Below are 16952 nucleotides of genomic sequence, written 5' to 3'. Positions count from 1 at the left end.
CCGATTCGGCGCCCCCGGAGCGACGCGCTACTGACGCCGCGTCATCCCGCCGCAGTTGCGACAAGGCCGGCTTCGCGCCGGCCTTTTTCGTGTCCAGAGCCCGGCACCGAAGCGGCCATTTTGTGTTAAATATTTGATTTATCTCGCTTTTTTGCCTCTGTGGCCGGTGCGTTACAGCCTCCCGGGGCTGGCCTGTGTATGAACGTTTCATCGCTAGTCATTCCAACTCCCGGGGGAGAAATTCGATGAAGAAGTTGTTTGTGATCACGACGGCCCTCGTCGGCATCGCGACCGCGACGTCCGCCTCGGCGGCCGACATGGCCGCCCGGCCCTACACCAAGGCGCCGCCGATGATGGTCGCCATCAACGATTGGAGCGGCTTCTATCTCGGCATCAACGGCGGCTATGGCTCGAGCCGCAATTGCTGGACGATCGTGAACGGCCCCGCCGAGGGCTGCCACAATGCCACCGGCGGCACGATCGGCGGTCAGTTCGGCTATCGCTGGCAGATGGGCTCGGTCGTGTTCGGCCTGGAGGCGCAGGGCAACTGGGCGGACCTCACCGGCAACAACATCAGCCCGGTGTTCGCGCCCGATCGCAACCGCACCAAGCTCAACGCCTTCGGCCTGTTCACCGGCCAGATCGGTTATTCTTTCGGCGACACCCTGCTCTATGCCAAGGGCGGCGCGGCCATCACCGACACCCGCTATGAGATCTTCTCCGGCGTGATCAACAGCGTGCTGGCCGCCACGACCGTGACCAAGTGGGGCGCGTCCGTCGGCGCCGGAGTCGAATACGCCTTCTCGCCGGGCTGGTCGGTGGGCTTCGAGTACGACCACCTGTTCATGGGCAACACCAACGTCCCGTTCCGCGGCGCGGTGTTCACCCAGGCCGACAACATCAAGCAGGACGTCGACCTGTTCACGGCACGCCTGAATTACCGCTTCGGCGGCCCGGTCGTCGCGAAATACTGATCGGTCAATTCGACAACCCAAAGTTCCAGAGGCCGGCGCAAGCCGGCCTTTTTGTTGCTCTTATGCCACCTGGGGCGTTCCCCGAGACGGGGAACCAAGCATTTGAGCTACATGAACAATCGGGAACCTGCCCGTAAAAACGCGGTTTCGCCGCGAGTGTGTCTTCAGGGTGACGGTATTCGGCGTGGAACCGGGCTATAGGATGACCCGTCAACTTGAACGGGTGAGTCTGTTTCGTGCGTGAAAGCTTCGGTGCGACGCGGACTTCAAGGACTAAACTGGAGACACGAATGAAGAAGATCCTGCTTGCGACCGTGGCCTTGGCCGCCCTGGCTGCTCCCGCCGCCGCTGCCGATCTTGCCGCGCGCCCGACCTACACGAAGGCCCCGGTTCTCGCGCCGGTGCAGACCTGGACCGGTTTCTACATCGGTGCCATGGGCGGCTATGCCAACGAGAACGCCGACTTCGCCGCCATGAAGGGCGGCTTCGCCGGCGGCACCGTCGGTTACAACTGGCAGCAGGGCGCTGTCGTGTTCGGTCTTGAGGCCGACGCGGCCTGGGCTGACATCAACGCAACCGTTGGTGCGCTCGGCGTCACTGCGGAATCTAAGATCCGTGATTGGGGCACCGTTCGTGGCCGCATCGGCTATGCCTTCGGACCGACCCTGCTGTACGCCACCGGCGGTTACGCCTGGGCTGACAACCGCATCTCGCTGACCGCTCCCGGCATCAGCGTTTCGGACAGCAAGTTCCACTCCGGCTGGACCGTGGGCGCTGGCGTTGAATACATGTTCGCCCCGCATTGGTCGCTGAAGGGCGAGTACCTCTACAAGAGCTTCGGTGGCGAGAGCTACACCTTCACCGGCCTCGGCACTCTGACCACCGGCACGCTCAACGTGCACTCCGGCCAGGTCGGCATCAACTACCACTTCTAAGACTTCGCCCCTCCGGGCCAACGCACAGGCCTCCGCTCCATAAGGGCGGAGGCTTTTTTGTGTCCAGACCCGGTCCGGCGGCAACGCGCGGTTCCGCTCCTGCCAGTCGCTGCCATGTCGCGAGCGCATTGTTGATGATTCGCTCGGGGCACTGGAAATCCATGCCCGTTCTTCCTACGTTCCGACGATACCTTTCCCCCTCCTGGCGTCCGATGGCCGGTTTCCGGCGAAACGCGCCTGCAACGATGGCGCAGCCTTGCGCCGTGGGACGATCGTCATGGATGAAGTGCTCAAGGCCAAGCAGCGCGCGCAAGCCAACTCGTCGAGCCTGCGGGCGATCACCATCCGCGGCGCCCGCGAGCACAATCTCAAGAACATCGACGTCGAGATTCCCCGCGACAAGCTCGTGGTTTTCACCGGTCTGTCCGGCTCCGGCAAATCCTCGCTCGCCTTCGACACGATCTATGCCGAGGGCCAGCGCCGCTACGTCGAATCGCTGTCGGCCTATGCGCGCCAGTTCCTGGAGATGATGCAGAAGCCCGACGTCGACCAGATCGACGGCTTATCGCCGGCGATCTCGATCGAGCAGAAGACGACCTCGAAGAACCCGCGCTCGACCGTCGGCACCGTCACCGAGATCTACGACTACATGCGCCTGCTGTGGGCGCGCGTCGGCGTGCCCTATTCGCCGGCCACCGGCCTGCCGATCGAGAGCCAGACCGTGTCGCAGATGGTCGATCGCGTGCTGGCGCTGCCGGAGGGCACGCGTCTCTATCTGCTGGCCCCCGTCGTGCGCGGCCGCAAGGGCGAGTACAAGAAGGAGCTCGCCGAATACCTCAAGAAGGGCTTTCAGCGCGTCAAGATCGACGGCACCTTCCATGAGCTCGCCGAGGCGCCCACGCTCGACAAGAAGTTTCCGCACGATATCGACGTCGTCGTCGACCGCATCGTCGTGCGCCCCGATATCGGTCAGCGTCTGGCGGAAAGTTTCGAGACCGCGCTGAAGCTCGCCGAGGGCTTGGCTGTCGTCGAGTTCGCCGACGCCCCTTCCTCGTCATCACCGGGCCGCGCCGAAGGCGCGAGACCCGGTGATCCATCCTCTTCGAAGGAGATGGATGGCCGGGTCAAGCCCGGCCATGACGACAAGAAAAAAGTGGCCAAGATCCACGACAAGAGCGGGCCCGAGCGCATCCTGTTCTCGGAGAAGTTCGCCTGCCCCGTCTCAGGCTTCACGATTCCCGAGATCGAGCCGCGGCTGTTCTCGTTCAACAATCCCTATGGCGCCTGCCCGGAATGCGGCGGCCTTGGCGTCGAGCAGCACGTCGATGCCGACCTGGTGATTCCCGACAAGGACGTCACCCTGCGCAAGGGCGCGATCGCGCCGTGGGCCAAGTCGTCCTCGCCGTATTACCTTCAGACGCTGACCGCGCTCGGCAAGTTCTACAAGTTCACGCTCGACACCAAGTGGAAGGACCTGCCGAAGAAGACGCAGAACGCACTGCTGCACGGCTCCGGCGACGACGAGATCAAGTTCACCTATGAGGACGGCGTCCGCTCCTACGACACCAAGAAGCCGTTCGAGGGCGTCATCACCAACATCGAGCGCCGCTTCCGCGAGACCGAGAGCGAATGGGCGCGTGAGGAGCTCGGCAAATACTTCAACGACGTGCCCTGTGCCGGCTGCAAGGGGTTCCGGCTGAAGCCCGAGGCGCTGTGCGTCAAGGTCGGCGGCAAGCATATTGGCGAGATCTCTGATCTCAGCGTCAAGGCGGCCGGCGAATGGTTCGCCGAAGTGCCGTCACAGCTCAACGCCCAGCAGACCGAGATCGCCACGCGCATCCTCAAGGAGATCCGCGACCGCCTCACCTTCCTGCTCGACGTCGGCCTGAACTATTTGACCCTCGCCCGCTCCTCCGGCACCCTGTCCGGCGGCGAGAGCCAGCGCATCCGCCTGGCCTCGCAGATCGGCTCGGGGCTGACCGGCGTGCTCTACGTGCTCGACGAGCCCTCGATCGGCCTGCACCAGCGCGACAATTCCCGGCTGCTCGACACATTGAAGCGGCTGCGCGACCTCGGCAACACCGTGATCGTCGTCGAGCATGACGAGGACGCGATTCGTCTCGCCGACTATGTGCTCGACATCGGCCCCGGCGCCGGCACCCATGGCGGCCACATCGTCGCCGAGGGCACGCCCGCCGAGATCATGCGCAATCCGAAGTCGCTGACCGGCAAATATCTGACCGGCGAGCTCGAGGTCGAGGTGCCCGAGCGGCGGCCGCCGAACCATCGCCGCACCATCAAGGTCGTCAACGCCCGCGGCAACAATCTCAAGAACGTCTCGGCCGAGATCCCGCTCGGCCTGTTCACGGCGATCACCGGCGTCTCCGGCGGCGGCAAGTCGACCTTGCTGATCGACACGCTCTACAAGTCCATCGCGCGCAAGCTGAACGGCGCCAATGAGGCCGCGGCGCCGCATGACCGGATCGAGGGGCTGGAGCACATCGACAAGATCATCGACATCGACCAGTCGCCGATCGGCCGCACCCCGCGCTCCAACCCCGCGACCTATACCGGCGCGTTCACGCCGATCCGCGAATGGTTCGCCGGCCTGCCCGAGGCCAAGGCGCGCGGCTACGAGCCCGGCCGCTTCTCCTTCAACGTCAAGGGCGGCCGCTGCGAGGCCTGCCAGGGCGACGGCGTCATCAAGATCGAGATGCACTTCCTGCCCGACGTCTACGTCACCTGCGACGTCTGCAAGGGCAAGCGCTACAACCGCGAGACGCTCGACGTGCTGTTCAAGGGCAAGTCGATCGCCGACGTGCTCGACATGACCGTGGAGGAAGCCGCCGAGTTCTTCAAGGCGGTGCCGCGCGTGCGCGACACGTTCGAGACCTTGCGCCGCGTCGGCCTCGACTACATCCATGTCGGACAGCAGGCGACCACGCTGTCCGGCGGCGAGGCCCAGCGAGTCAAGCTCGCCAAGGAGCTGTCCAAGCGCGCGACGGGCCGCACGCTCTACATCCTCGACGAGCCAACCACCGGCCTGCACTTCCACGACGTCAAGAAGCTCCTGGAGGTGCTGCACGAGCTGGTCGCGCAGGGCAACACGGTCGTCGTCATCGAGCACAATCTCGAGGTCATCAAGACGGCCGACTGGGTGATCGACTTAGGCCCGGAAGGCGGCGACGGCGGCGGCGAGATCGTCGCCTGGGGCCCGCCGGAAGACATCGTCAAGGCGCCGCGCAGCTACACGGGCCAGTTCCTGAAGCCGGTGCTGGAGAAGTCCACCAAGCCGAAGAAGCGCGGGCGTGGTGCGGCGAGCGAGGCGGCGGAGTAGCATCGCAACCCGGATGGGCGCAGCGACATCCGGGTTCATCACTGACATGCGAGGAGAACCCGGATATCGCTGCGCTCATCCGGCTACACGGCGCCTCGCTTTGGGCACCCTGTCGTTGCGAGCGAAGCGAAGCAATCCAGAGTCCCCTGCGCGACTCTGGATTGCTTCGTCGCTCCGCTCCTCGCAATGACGATCGGGGGAACGGCGTCGTTCCAAACGAAAGCCCGCCGCTCAACCAAGAGCGACGGGCCCGATCATTCCTCTACAAACTCAACTCACCACCGGTAATACCCGCTCCGCGTGCCGTTGTTGTTGCCCCACGGGCCGACGTCGCCCTGGGTCGAGCTCGGGGTCGGGTGATTGGTGCCGTTGTAGCCGGCGCCCCAGCCTGGGCCGTAAGACGGCCCCGGCGCGACGGCGACGTAGCCTTCCTCATAGACCGGGGCTGGCGCCCAGGCGTAGGAGTCGCGATAGGCATAGGTGCTCGTGACCTGGCCGCCATAGCCGTAGCCGCCCGGACCGTACTCGCCGGCCGAGGCCGCCACGGTGCCGGCCACGAGCGTGACGGCGGTCAGCGCGGCGTATCCCAAGATGCGCGTCATGAACTTGCTCCTTCGTTCCTGATGATCGCGGAGCAAACGACGTAAGTACCTTGCGGGTTCCGCGCCACCTCACGGCGATGCTGCGACACAACGCGCCGCTCACATCCGCGCGACGTCTTGAACCCACCCGCAAGGTCCGTGACGCTTCGACGCTGGAAACGACAAACCCGCCGCTCGTGCGCGAGCGGCGGGTTGGTTCAACACAGCACGGCTCTCACATCACCGTGTGAACGCCATTACCACTGGCGATAGATGCCGGTCTGCGTACCGTTGTTGTTGCCGGCAGGCCCGACATCGCCCTGGGTCGAGCCCGGCGTCGGATGGTTGGTACCGTTGTAGCCGCGGCCCCAAGTCGCCGGACCAGCCACCGGCCCCGGCGCATAGGCCTGTGCGTCATAAACCGGCTCGGAATCGTAACCCTGGGCCGGGGGCACCCAGGCCATCGAGTCACCGTAGCGGGCATAGCCCTGGGCCGACGCGGCGGCGGTGCCAATCACCAGGGTTGCCGCTGCCAGCGCGGCCATCTTGATCGTGCGTTGCATGGGATTCTCCTTGCTTCTGACGGGAGTCAACGACCGCATTGCGGCGCCGTTCCCGCAACGCACCCTCACAAAAGCCGTGATGCAAAATTGATCGATTGCGACAACTGACGCAGATGCAGGCCTGACAACGCAGGCCTGCACCACGCGACACGATGGTCTCGACGTTTGCTGCTTACGCCGCCTGCGCCACCGCGCGCGGCCGCGCCACGCCCGTCTTGGTCGTGCCGGGCAGCGGCGGCGCGGTCGTGTTCGTTGCGTGCGGGAAGTATTGCAGCTGCATCGAATGCATGTAGCCGGCCTCCGCGGTCCAGGAATCGTTCGGCTCCTTGACGGGCGCGATCGTGAACGGATCCGGGTTGCTCGCGACGATCGACGTATAGGTCGGAATGGTCGCGCTGAGGATCTCGAGCGGCACGTAGATCGAGTAGTAGTTGGTATCCTTCAGCGCCGGGCCGGGCGGCGCGTAGGTGCTCAAGATACCCTTGAGGTTGGCCCAGCCCATCGGCACGATGTCGTTGCTGTTGACCGCGGCGTAGTAAGTGTAGGTCTTGCCGAAGCTCACGGCGAAGCCGGCGTTCCACATCGTCGGCGCGGCGAAGGTATGCGGCCACAGCGTGAATGTCAGCGCCGGATTCAGCTTCGGCAGCTGGTCCTGCAGCCAGGCGGTGGCGACCACCGCGAGCGCGCCGCCGAGGCTGTGCCCGGTCACCATCAGCTGCAAGTTCTGCTTGGCGGCAAGGCCGCGCAGATAATCGAGCAGCGACAGTCCCGTGGTGGGATCGGTCATCCCGATCACCAGCGCCAGTGCGTCGTTGATCCCGGCGCTGACCTGCCGCGGCGCGCCGGGCTGCTGCGGATAAAGCCAGGGCACCAGGAAGAACGCGTCGGCATCGGCGAGCACGTTTTCGAACGCGCCGGCGACCGAGCCGTCGACATCGGTGCCGCGGAACGCCAGCGCGTAGGTGCCGTCAGCGCCTTGCGCGACATAGGCGAGCACGCCGTTGTTCACCGCCGGCCCCCAGCTCAGCGACCACGGGCCGTTGGCCGTGCCTTTCGGCACCGCGCCGAGCAGATTGGTGAAATCGCTTGGCTGGACCGTATCGAGCGCATCGTCGATATAGGCGAAGTAGGACAAATAGGCGGCAGCAACCTTGTTGAGAGCCATCTGAAATCTCACTGAGTTGGCATGATGAAAAGGTTTGATTCAAATCGTTCGGTCAGCGCTGACGAATTCACCAGCGCGAGCGCAGGATAGCCCCGCGACGACGAACGTGCACATCACAACCTGTTCAATCTGAGGTTATCGCTGTCCGGCGCCGTGTGACTGATCTCGTTGCGCCGGGAGACCCGCCTTGCTATGGCGACATGCTGTCGTGCGACATCTGGCGGCGGCGCTGCTCGATGCGCTGGTCCGCCAAGTCGCCTTTGCGAAAAGTCGTCTTCCAAAGAGTCGTCTTCCAAAAATCGTCTTTGCCAAGAGTCATCTTCGTCAAAAGTCATCTTCGCCAAATCATCCCGTCCGGTCTGATGCCCTACTCCCTCGTCATCTTTGATCTCGACGGCACCCTCGCCGACAGCCTGCCCTGGTTTCGGCGCAACGTGAACGTCGTGGCGGCGCGCTATCGCTTCCGTCCCGTGGTCGACGAGGATGTCGAGCTGCTGCGGCATTCCTCCACCGCCGAGGTGCTGAATCATCTCGGCGTCTCCCGCTGGAAGCTGCCGCTGATCGCGCGGCACATCCGCCGCCTCAAGACCGAGCAGGCCGCCAGCATTCCGCTGTTCGCCGGCGTCGAGGCGATGCTTGCGACGCTGGCGGATGCCGGCCTCCGCCTGGCGCTGGTGTCGTCGGACACCGAGGCCAATGCGCGCCAGAAGCTCGGGGCATCGGCCGCGCTGTTCACCGCCTTCGACTGCTCGGCCTCGCTGTACGGCAAGGCGAAGAAGTTTCGGCGTGTGGTGAAGCGCACCGGCGCCGATCCGGCTCAAGTGATCGCCATCGGGGACGAGACCCGCGACATCGAGGCGGCCCGCACCGCAGGCATTGCCTTCGGCGCCGTGACCTGGGGCTACGCCGCCGAGAAAGCGCTGCGCGATCGCCAGCCGGAGCTGGTGTTCACGCGGATGGAGGAGATCGTGGAGCGGCTGGTGGTGGGCGACGCGTAGATTCGTAGTCGACTCATAGCCGGGATGATCGCAGCGATATCCGGGTTCTCCTCCGGCGCCGGTGCTGACCCCGGATGTCGCTGCGCTCATCCGGGTTCCAGCACCTCTCACCGCCGCAGGAAAGCCCCGAACGCTCGCGGGCCGTTGCCGACCTTGATCTCGGCCGTGACCTTCAGCGCCGCGACGTCGATGACGCTGAGGATGTTGCTCTCCCAATTGGCGACGATGATGCGCTGGCCATCGGCGGTGGCCTCGATGCCCTCCGGATAGTCGCCCACGGTGATGCGCTTGAGCGGCTGCAGGCTAGCGACGTCGAACACGCTCACCGTACCGTCATACTGATCGGTGACGAAGCCCCTGCCCTGCGCCAGCGCGACGGCGTAGGGCCGCAGGCCGGTCTTGATACGACCGATTTCGCGGCCCTCGGCGAGATCGATCACCGAAACATCGTTGGAGCCGACATTGGCGGTGTAGGCGCGCTTGCCCTCGGCATCGATGGTGACGCCGAACGGCCGGGTGCCGACCTTGACGGTCTTGAGCCGCTGCCGCGTGGCGGGGTCGATCACCGAGACCATGTCGTCATCGCGGTCGGCGGACAGCAGCAGCTTGCCGTCCGGCGTCAGCGCGAGCCCGGAGGGCGAAGCGCCGACCGCGATGCTGCCGGCGACCTTCAGCGTCTTCGCATCGATGATCCGGATCGCCGCATTGTACCAGTCCGCGACATAGACCGTCGCTCCGTCGGGCGCCACCGCGATCCCGAGCGGCCCGCCGCCGACCTCGACGCGGCCGACGACCTTTCGTGCGACAGCATCGATGACGCTCACCGCCTTGTCATCCGGGCTGGCGACATAGGCGAAGCGGCCATCAGCCGCGACCGCGACTCCGGCCGGCTTGCCGCCGATCGGAATCGTGGCGACCGGCTTGGAGGTTGCGAGGTCGACGATGGTGAGGTCATCGCTGAGCTGGTTGGTGACGAAGGCTTCCTCGGCGTGGGAAGGGATGGTGCCGAATAGAAGAGCTCCGAGAACGCCAAGGATGAGACGTCGTGCTCGCCGATGGAGCCGAGATGGCACGTCATGCACGCTTGGCTCCCTCGCCCCGCTTGCGGGGAGAGGGTTGGGGTGTGGGGGACTCTCCACGAGTCCGGTGTCAGGAAAGTCCTCCCCTCCCGGATTGCATCTTCGATGCAATGCGAACGAGGGATGACAGGACCGATCACGATCACTGCCCGCGCGGCGGCCCCTCACCCAAACCCTCTCCCCGTAAGAACGGGGAGAGGGAGCGCAGCGCCTGCTGAGCGACATGAGTGATCCTTCACGCGCAGAGGTCAGCTCCCGCTCTCCACCTTCTTCTTCAGCCCTTCGAGCCCGTCCTTGTACAATCCCGTCACCGCATTGACCGCGGCCTCGTCGCTCAGCTCCGGCGGAGGGTCGTTGTTGGGGAAGCCGCGGTAGAAGGCGCCGGTCCATTCGACCACGCTGCCCTTGCCGTCGGCGCTCGGCGTCACCGCGATGGTCGACGAATAGTTCGTCACCGGCAGCACCTTCACGTCGACCGCGGTGATGCGATAGGAATAGCTCATCTTCTCGGCGTCGTATTTGTAGAGTTCCTCGTCCACGGTCGCACCGCCCTTCAAGGTCAGCTTGCGCGTCGCGCCAATCTCGTTGCCCTTGTCGCCGGCGGTCTTGTCGACGATGCCGAGCCAGCTCATGTCCTGGAAGTTGCCCATGACAGCCCACACTTTGGCAGGCGCGGCGTTGATCTCGACATGCTCCTGCACCTTGCGCCGGGTGGGCCCATGCGCATCCGCTGTCGTCAGGGCCGTCGTTGCGATCGCGAGCGCCGCCGTTGCGACCAGCGCCTTGCCGAACACCATCCTCATGTCGTTTCCTCGGTCAGTCTCATTGGCCCGCGCATCCGGCGCGGGCGGCTCTATCTTTGCACCGCACCGAATTGTTGCAACAAAAAAGACCGTGTCGTGGCCGCCGGCGCGCGATCAATTCGCGCCGCAGCAGCGCTTGTATTTGCGGCCGGAACCGCATGGACAGGGATCGTTGCGGCCGGTCTTGCCGAGCGCGGCGAATGGATTCGCCAACTCGGTGAAGAGCGGCGCGCCCGGCACGGGTGCGCCGCTGTGCCGATACCGATGCAACGTCAGCACCGCCGTGCGGATGTCACTGGCGACATCGTCGCCCAGGTCGATTGGCTCGACCGTGCCGAGATTGCCGTGGCGCGCCAGATCCATCACGGCCATCATGAGCGTGGCCGCGCGAGCCACTTCGCCTGGGACCAGCAGATAGGCTTTGAACCGGTCGCGGCGCAGATGCGCCGCCTCAGCAAAGCCTTCGACCCAGATTTCCCAGTTCACCTGGCCGCTCGCATCATCGACTGCAAAGCGCGGCTGGTACTGTTTCGGCGTGTCCGCCAGCGTCCGCACGAGGTCGTCATGATACCGGGTCACGAGATCGAGCACTGCATTGGCGTGGTCGATGCTCGTGAACACCGAACCTTCTCCCTTGCCGAGCCCGAATGCCGTGGAGAACCACTCGCTCAGCGGAACCTGCTCGGGCAGGATTAGAAGGCCGGCGATGAAACCGTCGAGCTCCTCCAGCACCATGGCGCGATCATCCAGGGCGAGCAGCGCCTGCTCCAGCGCGTCGTGAGAGTTGGTCTGCTCCGTCATCTGCACCCGACCTGATTTGCCCGACGGCCAACCGCGATGCCGTTCAGCAGCGGTTTTGACACCAAAACAGCGCTGCGCGCAAAATCAAAATTTCGGCGCGCGATCAACCGCATCGTCCCTGTCCAGTCGCCTCGTGAAAAATATCCTCCTTTCGCTTTTACGGAATTTCGGTTCTCATATCGCCGTCCTGCCCTCACGAGAGGGGCGCGTCGCGGTCGTCACGAGCGTTGGGAGCGGGATGCGATGGACGTCACGGGCCCGGCGCTTTTGCGCAAGACGACGGGTCGCGGGGCGGACGGCGAAATCGTGTGGTCCTGACCTCCCGATGCTGAGGTCAAATCGCGGCGCTGCTGACGCGGCGCTTGAGATGACGGTGGCCAAAAAGCCCGGTGCACCGAGGAGAGCGCGTATAAGCCGGTAGAAACCGTCGCGCAGGGAAGGCCGGTGTGTAGCGGCCAATCCTGTGGTGACTGCCGCCTGTTTTTTTTCTGCAGGCGGGCCATGGGTGCGGCCTGCACCCGGCCTTCCCTGCGCCCTCTCATTGGTGAGGGCGGACTGACTGGCAAAGCTCGGGTGCGGAGGCATCGCGGGAAGGGGGATTCATGTCTCTCCGTCATCGCGAGGAGCAAAGCGACGAAGCGATCCAGAGTCCCCGGCGCAGCCCTGGATTGCTTCGCTTCGCTCGCAATGACGGCGGAGCAAGCAAATCGACCTCGGGATTTGCCGTTCAGCGTATGTCACTCCGCGAACACCGCCTGCACGAAGCCGTCCGGATCGTTGCAGAACTCGCGCAGCGCCTTGAAATGATCGGTGTCCTGCACCCGCACCGGCTCAAGGCCGTATTTGGTCAGGCGCAGCAGCGTCGCGCCGGGATAGGCCATCAAGACAGGCGAATGCGTCGCCATCAGCACCTGGCAATGCCCGGATTGATCCATTCGCCGCATCAGCTTGAGAAATTCGATCTGCCGTGCCGGCGACAGTGCCGATTCCGGCTCGTCGAAGATGTAGATTCCCTGACGCCGGCAGCGCTCCTCGAAGAAACGCAAAAAGCCCTCGCCGTGGGAGTGCGAGAGGAAGTCGGGCGGCACAGCGCCGCTCGTCACAGCGGCTTCGTCGAGATAGCGCGCCACGGAGAAGAAGCTCTCGGCACGGAAGAACCAGCCCTGGGTCAGCTTCGGCAGCCAGCTCGCCCGCAGCGCATCGGCAAGCGCGCCGCCCATGCGCTCGATCGCGCCGCTATGGTCGACCGGCCTATACCCCTTGCCGCCGCCGGCCTCGTCATAGCCGGCGAGCGCCGCGATGCCTTCGAGCAGGGTCGATTTGCCGGTGCCGTTCTCGCCGACGATGATGGTGATGGCGTGCGAGAAGCTCAGCTCGAACTCGTCCTGCAGGAATGGCAGGCAGAACGGGTACGCAGCGCGATCGGCGATCTTGGCCGGATCGAGCCACAGCCGCTTCAGATAGGGTGCAGGCAGCCGGATCTCGCGCTGCTTCCTCGCCATGTCGCTTTCACATCCTCGGTGATCTCGCCGCAAGCGTCGCACATCCCGGCAGAATGGACCACGGCCAGCAGCACGTCACGCCACGACCTCCAGCACGAGCTCCATCGTCATCAGCACCGGATTGTCGCCGCGCACCATCCGCCCCTGCGCCAGCGCACCGGTGTAGTCGACGAGCGCGACATCAAGCGTGGCTTCGAGGCCATGCGTGCTAGGCGCAATGGCACCCGCCGTGAGGGTCAACTCGGTCGCGAATGGCTCGACGATGCCGCCGCTCTCGAAGCGCGCGCCGATGGTCGAGCCGACGCCGCCGCGGATCTGGGCTTCGCGGATGCCCCGCGCCTGGCAGAACGCCTCGAGGCAGCCGGCGAAATCCTGGTTCGGCCGCAGCCGCAGCGCGAAGGCGCGGCGATCGGTGGTGGCACCGCGCGGGGCCGCCTTCACCGGGCCGAACAGCTTGAAGCCTGTCTCTGGATCAGCCTCGGCCATGAAGATCGCGCCATCCAGGCCAAACGCCTCGACCTCGAACGGTTCGGCGACGATCGTTTCCTCCGGCAGGATGTGCCCGCCTCCGGCGCGGCCGCCCTCTTCCGTCCACAGCGCATGACAATGAAAGAACGGCGCGCCGTCGCGGACGCCAAGTGTCATCGTGGCGGTCGAGATCCGGGTGGTGCCCGCGGGCCGATAGGTGTCGCTGTAGAACGCGGCATGATCCGGCGTCTTCGACAGCGCCGGCATCACATAGGCGAACGGCCCGAGTGCACCGCGCTTGATGTCGAGCACGCCGCCGGCAAAGCCGTGGGCCGCAAAGCCGCGATGCGCCGCTTCGAGCAGCGGCACGCCCCGCTCCATCTTGAAGGTGAACGCGCGGCCGCGCGCCTCGACCCATTGGATGCGGTCGGCAATGGGCCCGCCGGGCTGGGTGATGGATCGCATCGCGCTTCAGCCCTGCTTGGTCAGATCGAGCAGCCCGCGTGCCTCGAGCTCGTCGCGCACCAGGCGCTTGGGGATCTTGCCATAGCCGGACTTCGGCAACGCATCCCAGAAGAAAAACCGCTTCGGCATCTTGTAGCGCGGCAGCTTGGTTGCGAGATAGCCGGCGATGTCGCTCTCGCTGGGCGCCGCTGCGCCCTCGCGCGCCACGCAGACGGCGACGCCGACCTCGCCCCAGACCGGATCGGGCACGCCGAGCACCGCGACCTCGCCGATATCCGGATGAGTCAGGATCTTCTCCTCGACCTCGCGCGGATAGATGTTGGAGCCGCCCGAGATGTACATGTCCGACGCGCGTCCGGTGATGTAGACGAAACCCTCCGCGTCCATGTGGCCGAGATCGCCGGTGCGGAACCAGCCGTCGCGAAACGCCTTCGCGTTGGCGTCGGGATTGTCGTAGTAGCCGGCGAACACCGCCGGGCCGATGACGCAGATCTCGCCGGTCTCGCCCGGCTTCAGCTCCCGTCCCCCATCGTCCTGGATCGAGACCTGCATGCCCGTGCGCTCATAGCCGCAGCTACCGATCCGCGCCTCCGGCCCGTCCTCTTCCTCATGCGCCGCGGCCGGCAGCACCGTGATGTTGCCGGTGACCTCGCCGAGACCGAAATACTGCACGATGACCTTGCCGAGCCGTGCCAGCGCGCGTTTCTGGTCCTCGCGATACATCGGCGCCCCGGCATAGATGACGTGCCGCAGCGAGGAGTGATCGAACTGATCGACCGCGGGATGCTCGACCATCATCTTCAGGATGGTCGGCACCGTGAACAGGTTGCTGACGCGATGCGTTTGGATCAGCCGGAACGCCTCGGTGATGTCGAACTTTTCGCTCGGCAACAACACCGTCTTGGCGCCCCGTGCGCTCTGCATCAGCTGATGCACGCCGGCGCCGTGAGACAGCGGCGCGACGACCAGGGAGGCATCGTGCTCGGTGGTGCCGGGCGTGAGATCCGCGAGATGGTTGGTGATGACAAAAGCCATCTGGCCATGCGTCAGCACCGCCGCCTTGGAGCGGCCGGTCGTGCCCGAGGTGAAGAAGAACCAGCAGGGATCGTCATGCTCCACTGCCGCGTTCGCAATCTCGGCACCGGCATGCGCCTTCATGGCCTCGACGACCGACCGCGTGCCGAGCGTGCCCTCGCCGATGCGCCATGTGAATGCGGCCGTCGTGACCGCGGCGGCGTGCTCGGGAAAATCGCCATGACAGAGAAACGCCTTCGCTCCGGACGCCGTCGCGAGATAGGCGACCTCGTCCGGCATCAGGCGGAAATTGGTGGGCACCCACACCGCGCCGAGCCGGAACGCGGCGAACATCGATACGAACATCTCCTCGCAGTTCTTGGAATGCACCAGGATGCGATCGCCCTTGACGATGCCCTGCTCGGCCAACGCCGCCGCCAGCGCGGAGACCATTACGTCGATCTCGCGCCAGGTCCATGCGCGCTCGCCCCACACGAAGCCGATACGATCACCGAGCCGGCGGCCGTTCTGGGTCACGATATGCGCGAGGTTCATCACCCGGCGGGTCATGCGCAGCTGCGTCATCGACGAGCCCTCGTGCTGATGACGCGGACGAACAGACACGTGAACAGGCTCATATGGCGGCGTCCCCTCGATCGATCCGTCGGGCGATCTCAGCCGCCCGTTACCATCAGGCCTGTTTATCGCGCTCCGGCGCGCCATCGCAAGCGCGCCCTGCCCATCGCTCCCATGCGGACGGTTCATTCGAACGAATGCAGGCGCCATGCGACAAACCCGTGCCGGCCCGCGCATTCGTCCATTTCACCGCGCGCCGAATCTGATTTGAGGACACCATGATCGATCGTCGCCTCCTGCTTCTCGGCCTCGCCGGCGTGCTCACCACGTCCCCGCTGCACGCGCAGACCTCTGCGGCCAACGAGCCCGCCGGCATCATGACCGTGATCTACACCCGCGTGGCCAAGGGCAAGGGCGAGGACGGCGGCAACTTCGTCATCGAGGACAAGGCGGCGCGCGCGAAATACCTGTCCAAGTCGCTGGCGGCCCAATGGGCCAAGATGGATGCCCGCACGCCCAAGGGCGAGGTCGGCGCGGTCGATTTCGATCCGATCACCAACTCGCAGGATCCGGACGTCGCCTCGTTCAAGGTGGTTTCGGAGAAGCAGGAGGCCGACAAGGCCACCATCGCCGTCACCCTCACCGGCCATCGCAGCGATCGAAAGGAACAGGCCGACAACGTCATCCGTTACGACTTCGTGCGTGAGGCCGGCCAGTGGAAGATCGACGACATCCGAGGCACCGTCGACGGCAAGCCGTGGTCGATCAGCGACATGCTGGCCGAGTTCATCAAGCTGACCGATAAACCGAAACGAAGGTAGAGCCCATGACCGCCGTCCGCGACAACAAAGCCGAGAGCCGCTTCGAGCTCGACATCGACGGCAACATCGCGTTTGCCAACTATCGCGCGACGCCGCAGGCGGTGATTATCACCCACACCGAGACGCCGCGTCCGCTGCGCGGGCGCGGCATCGGCTCCGAGTTGGTCAAGGGCGCGCTGGAGCTGATCCGCGCCGAAGGACGCAAGGTTGCCGCGGGCTGCAGCTTCGTCGCCGATTACCTCCGCGACCACCCGGAGAACCGGGACATCATGGCCTGACGGCCCGTAGAACTACCGAGCAGAACAAGTGGAGCGCCCGGATTAACGCCATGGCTACCCGTTTGGATCAGCAATCCCCCGCTGAACAGACAACCAGACCAATGGGGAGAGGCTCATGTTCATCACGGCCGTTTTCGACGTTCTCAAGCGCTACGTCCATTATCGCACCCAGCTCGCTTATGTCGACCAGCTCGACGAGCGTACGCTGCGCGACATCGGCTTCACCCGCGATCAGCTTCACGCCGAGGCCTGGGAGCGCGCCGCCCTCGTGCGCGCCTGAGGCGCACTTTCGCGGCGCGGCCAAGCGTCCTGCGAGAGGACAGCAAACACGACAAAGGCCCGCACGATGGCGGGCCTTTCGCGTTTGTGCAACCCGGCGCAGATCTTCAGTGCTTGATCTCCGGCGGCAGCTTGCCGCCATTGGCCGCGAGCTTGCTCATGACCTGCTTGTGCAGCCACACGTTCATGCTCGCGGAGTCGTTGGTGTCGCCGCTGTAGCCGAGTTCCTTGGCGAGTTCCTTGCGGGCCGCCAGGCTCGAATCGATGTCGAGGGCCTTCATCAGGTCGACGATCGAGGTGCGCCACTCCAGCT

Annotated in this window: 17 protein-coding genes; 7 read left to right on the top strand and 10 right to left on the bottom strand. The window is 65.1% G+C overall.

Translation table 11 applies throughout. The features are described 5' to 3' along the window. The first annotated feature begins 245 nt into the window (after positions 1–245). The 3 genes from BRAO375_RS13145 to uvrA all read left to right on the top strand — a co-directional run bounded on the left by BRAO375_RS13145 (position 246) and on the right by uvrA (position 5246). Positions 246–974, top strand: coding sequence for an outer membrane protein (locus BRAO375_RS13145; RefSeq protein WP_009027961.1), 729 nt, complete (start codon positions 246–248; stop codon positions 972–974). Positions 975–1264: 290 nt separating this feature from the next. Further along, the gene (locus BRAO375_RS13140; RefSeq protein ID WP_009027960.1) at positions 1265–1909 is read left to right on the top strand and encodes an outer membrane protein; all 645 of its coding nucleotides are present in this window, start codon (positions 1265–1267) and stop codon (positions 1907–1909) included. A 277-nt stretch (positions 1910–2186) separates the two neighbouring features. After that, positions 2187–5246 carry an excinuclease ABC subunit UvrA gene (gene uvrA / locus BRAO375_RS13135; RefSeq protein WP_009027959.1) on the top strand — a complete coding sequence of 1020 codons (3060 nt, stop codon included), beginning with the start codon at positions 2187–2189 and terminating at the stop codon, positions 5244–5246. Between the two features lie 275 nt (positions 5247–5521). Here the strand turns inward: uvrA and BRAO375_RS13130 are convergent, their stop codons facing one another. The 3 genes from BRAO375_RS13130 to BRAO375_RS13120 form a co-directional block, all read right to left on the bottom strand. After that, positions 5522–5848 carry a hypothetical protein gene (locus BRAO375_RS13130; RefSeq protein WP_009027958.1) on the bottom strand — a complete coding sequence of 109 codons (327 nt, stop codon included), beginning with the start codon at positions 5846–5848 and terminating at the stop codon, positions 5522–5524. Positions 5849–6084: 236 nt separating this feature from the next. Further along, a complete protein-coding gene (locus BRAO375_RS13125; RefSeq protein ID WP_009027957.1) occupies positions 6085–6390 on the bottom strand; it encodes a hypothetical protein in 306 nt (101 codons plus the stop codon). Positions 6391–6562: 172 nt separating this feature from the next. Continuing rightward, positions 6563–7555: a lipase family protein gene (locus BRAO375_RS13120; protein ID WP_009027956.1), complete on the bottom strand. Its 993-nt coding sequence runs from the start codon at positions 7553–7555 to the stop codon at positions 6563–6565. 362 nt (positions 7556–7917) lie between these two features. On the opposite strand from BRAO375_RS13120, the gene BRAO375_RS13115 reads away from it, so the two are divergent. Next, entirely contained in the window at positions 7918–8553 is a 636-nt protein-coding gene (locus BRAO375_RS13115; RefSeq protein ID WP_009027955.1) for an HAD-IA family hydrolase, read from the top strand. 107 nt (positions 8554–8660) lie between these two features. On the opposite strand, the gene BRAO375_RS13110 is transcribed toward BRAO375_RS13115, so the two are convergent. The 6 genes from BRAO375_RS13110 to BRAO375_RS13085 all read right to left on the bottom strand — a co-directional run bounded on the left by BRAO375_RS13110 (position 8661) and on the right by BRAO375_RS13085 (position 15270). Beyond that, the gene (locus BRAO375_RS13110) at positions 8661–9626 is read right to left on the bottom strand and encodes a YVTN family beta-propeller repeat protein (RefSeq protein ID WP_009027954.1); all 966 of its coding nucleotides are present in this window, start codon (positions 9624–9626) and stop codon (positions 8661–8663) included. Between the two features lie 254 nt (positions 9627–9880). Beyond that, complete coding sequence (locus BRAO375_RS13105) at positions 9881–10435, bottom strand: SRPBCC family protein (protein WP_009027953.1); 555 nt, start codon at positions 10433–10435, stop codon at positions 9881–9883. A 114-nt stretch (positions 10436–10549) separates the two neighbouring features. Beyond that, positions 10550–11236, bottom strand: a complete 687-nt coding sequence (locus BRAO375_RS13100; RefSeq protein ID WP_009027952.1) for a UPF0149 family protein — start codon at positions 11234–11236, stop codon at positions 10550–10552. Between the two features lie 737 nt (positions 11237–11973). Beyond that, positions 11974–12738 (bottom strand): AAA family ATPase, encoded by a 765-nt coding sequence (locus BRAO375_RS13095; protein ID WP_009027951.1) that lies wholly within the window; start codon positions 12736–12738, stop codon positions 11974–11976. A 75-nt stretch (positions 12739–12813) separates the two neighbouring features. Then, on the bottom strand, positions 12814–13671 hold the full coding sequence (locus tag BRAO375_RS13090) for a PCC domain-containing protein (RefSeq protein ID WP_009027950.1): 858 nt from the start codon (positions 13669–13671) through the stop codon (positions 12814–12816). 6 nt (positions 13672–13677) lie between these two features. Then, a complete protein-coding gene (locus BRAO375_RS13085) occupies positions 13678–15270 on the bottom strand; it encodes an acyl-CoA synthetase (protein WP_009027949.1) in 1593 nt (530 codons plus the stop codon). A gap of 269 nt (positions 15271–15539) precedes the next feature. Between BRAO375_RS13085 and BRAO375_RS13080 the strand changes: the two genes are divergently transcribed. From BRAO375_RS13080 to BRAO375_RS36260, 3 genes are all read left to right on the top strand, one after another. Then, positions 15540–16082, top strand: coding sequence for a DUF3828 domain-containing protein (locus BRAO375_RS13080; protein WP_009027948.1), 543 nt, complete (start codon positions 15540–15542; stop codon positions 16080–16082). A 5-nt stretch (positions 16083–16087) separates the two neighbouring features. Further along, positions 16088–16360 (top strand): GNAT family N-acetyltransferase, encoded by a 273-nt coding sequence (locus BRAO375_RS13075; RefSeq protein ID WP_009027947.1) that lies wholly within the window; start codon positions 16088–16090, stop codon positions 16358–16360. Between the two features lie 115 nt (positions 16361–16475). Continuing rightward, positions 16476–16640: a YjiS-like domain-containing protein gene (locus BRAO375_RS36260; protein ID WP_009027946.1), complete on the top strand. Its 165-nt coding sequence runs from the start codon at positions 16476–16478 to the stop codon at positions 16638–16640. Between the two features lie 106 nt (positions 16641–16746). On the opposite strand, the gene BRAO375_RS13070 is transcribed toward BRAO375_RS36260, so the two are convergent. Beyond that, positions 16747–16952: DUF3597 domain-containing protein (locus BRAO375_RS13070; RefSeq protein ID WP_035640192.1), on the bottom strand; the 206-nt coding region annotated here is incomplete at its 5' end.

Source organism: Bradyrhizobium sp. ORS 375 (assembly GCF_000239775.1).
GTDB lineage: Bacteria > Pseudomonadota > Alphaproteobacteria > Rhizobiales > Xanthobacteraceae > Bradyrhizobium.
Note: the sequence above shows the minus strand (reverse complement) of the source record. Positions and strands in the feature narration are given on the sequence as shown.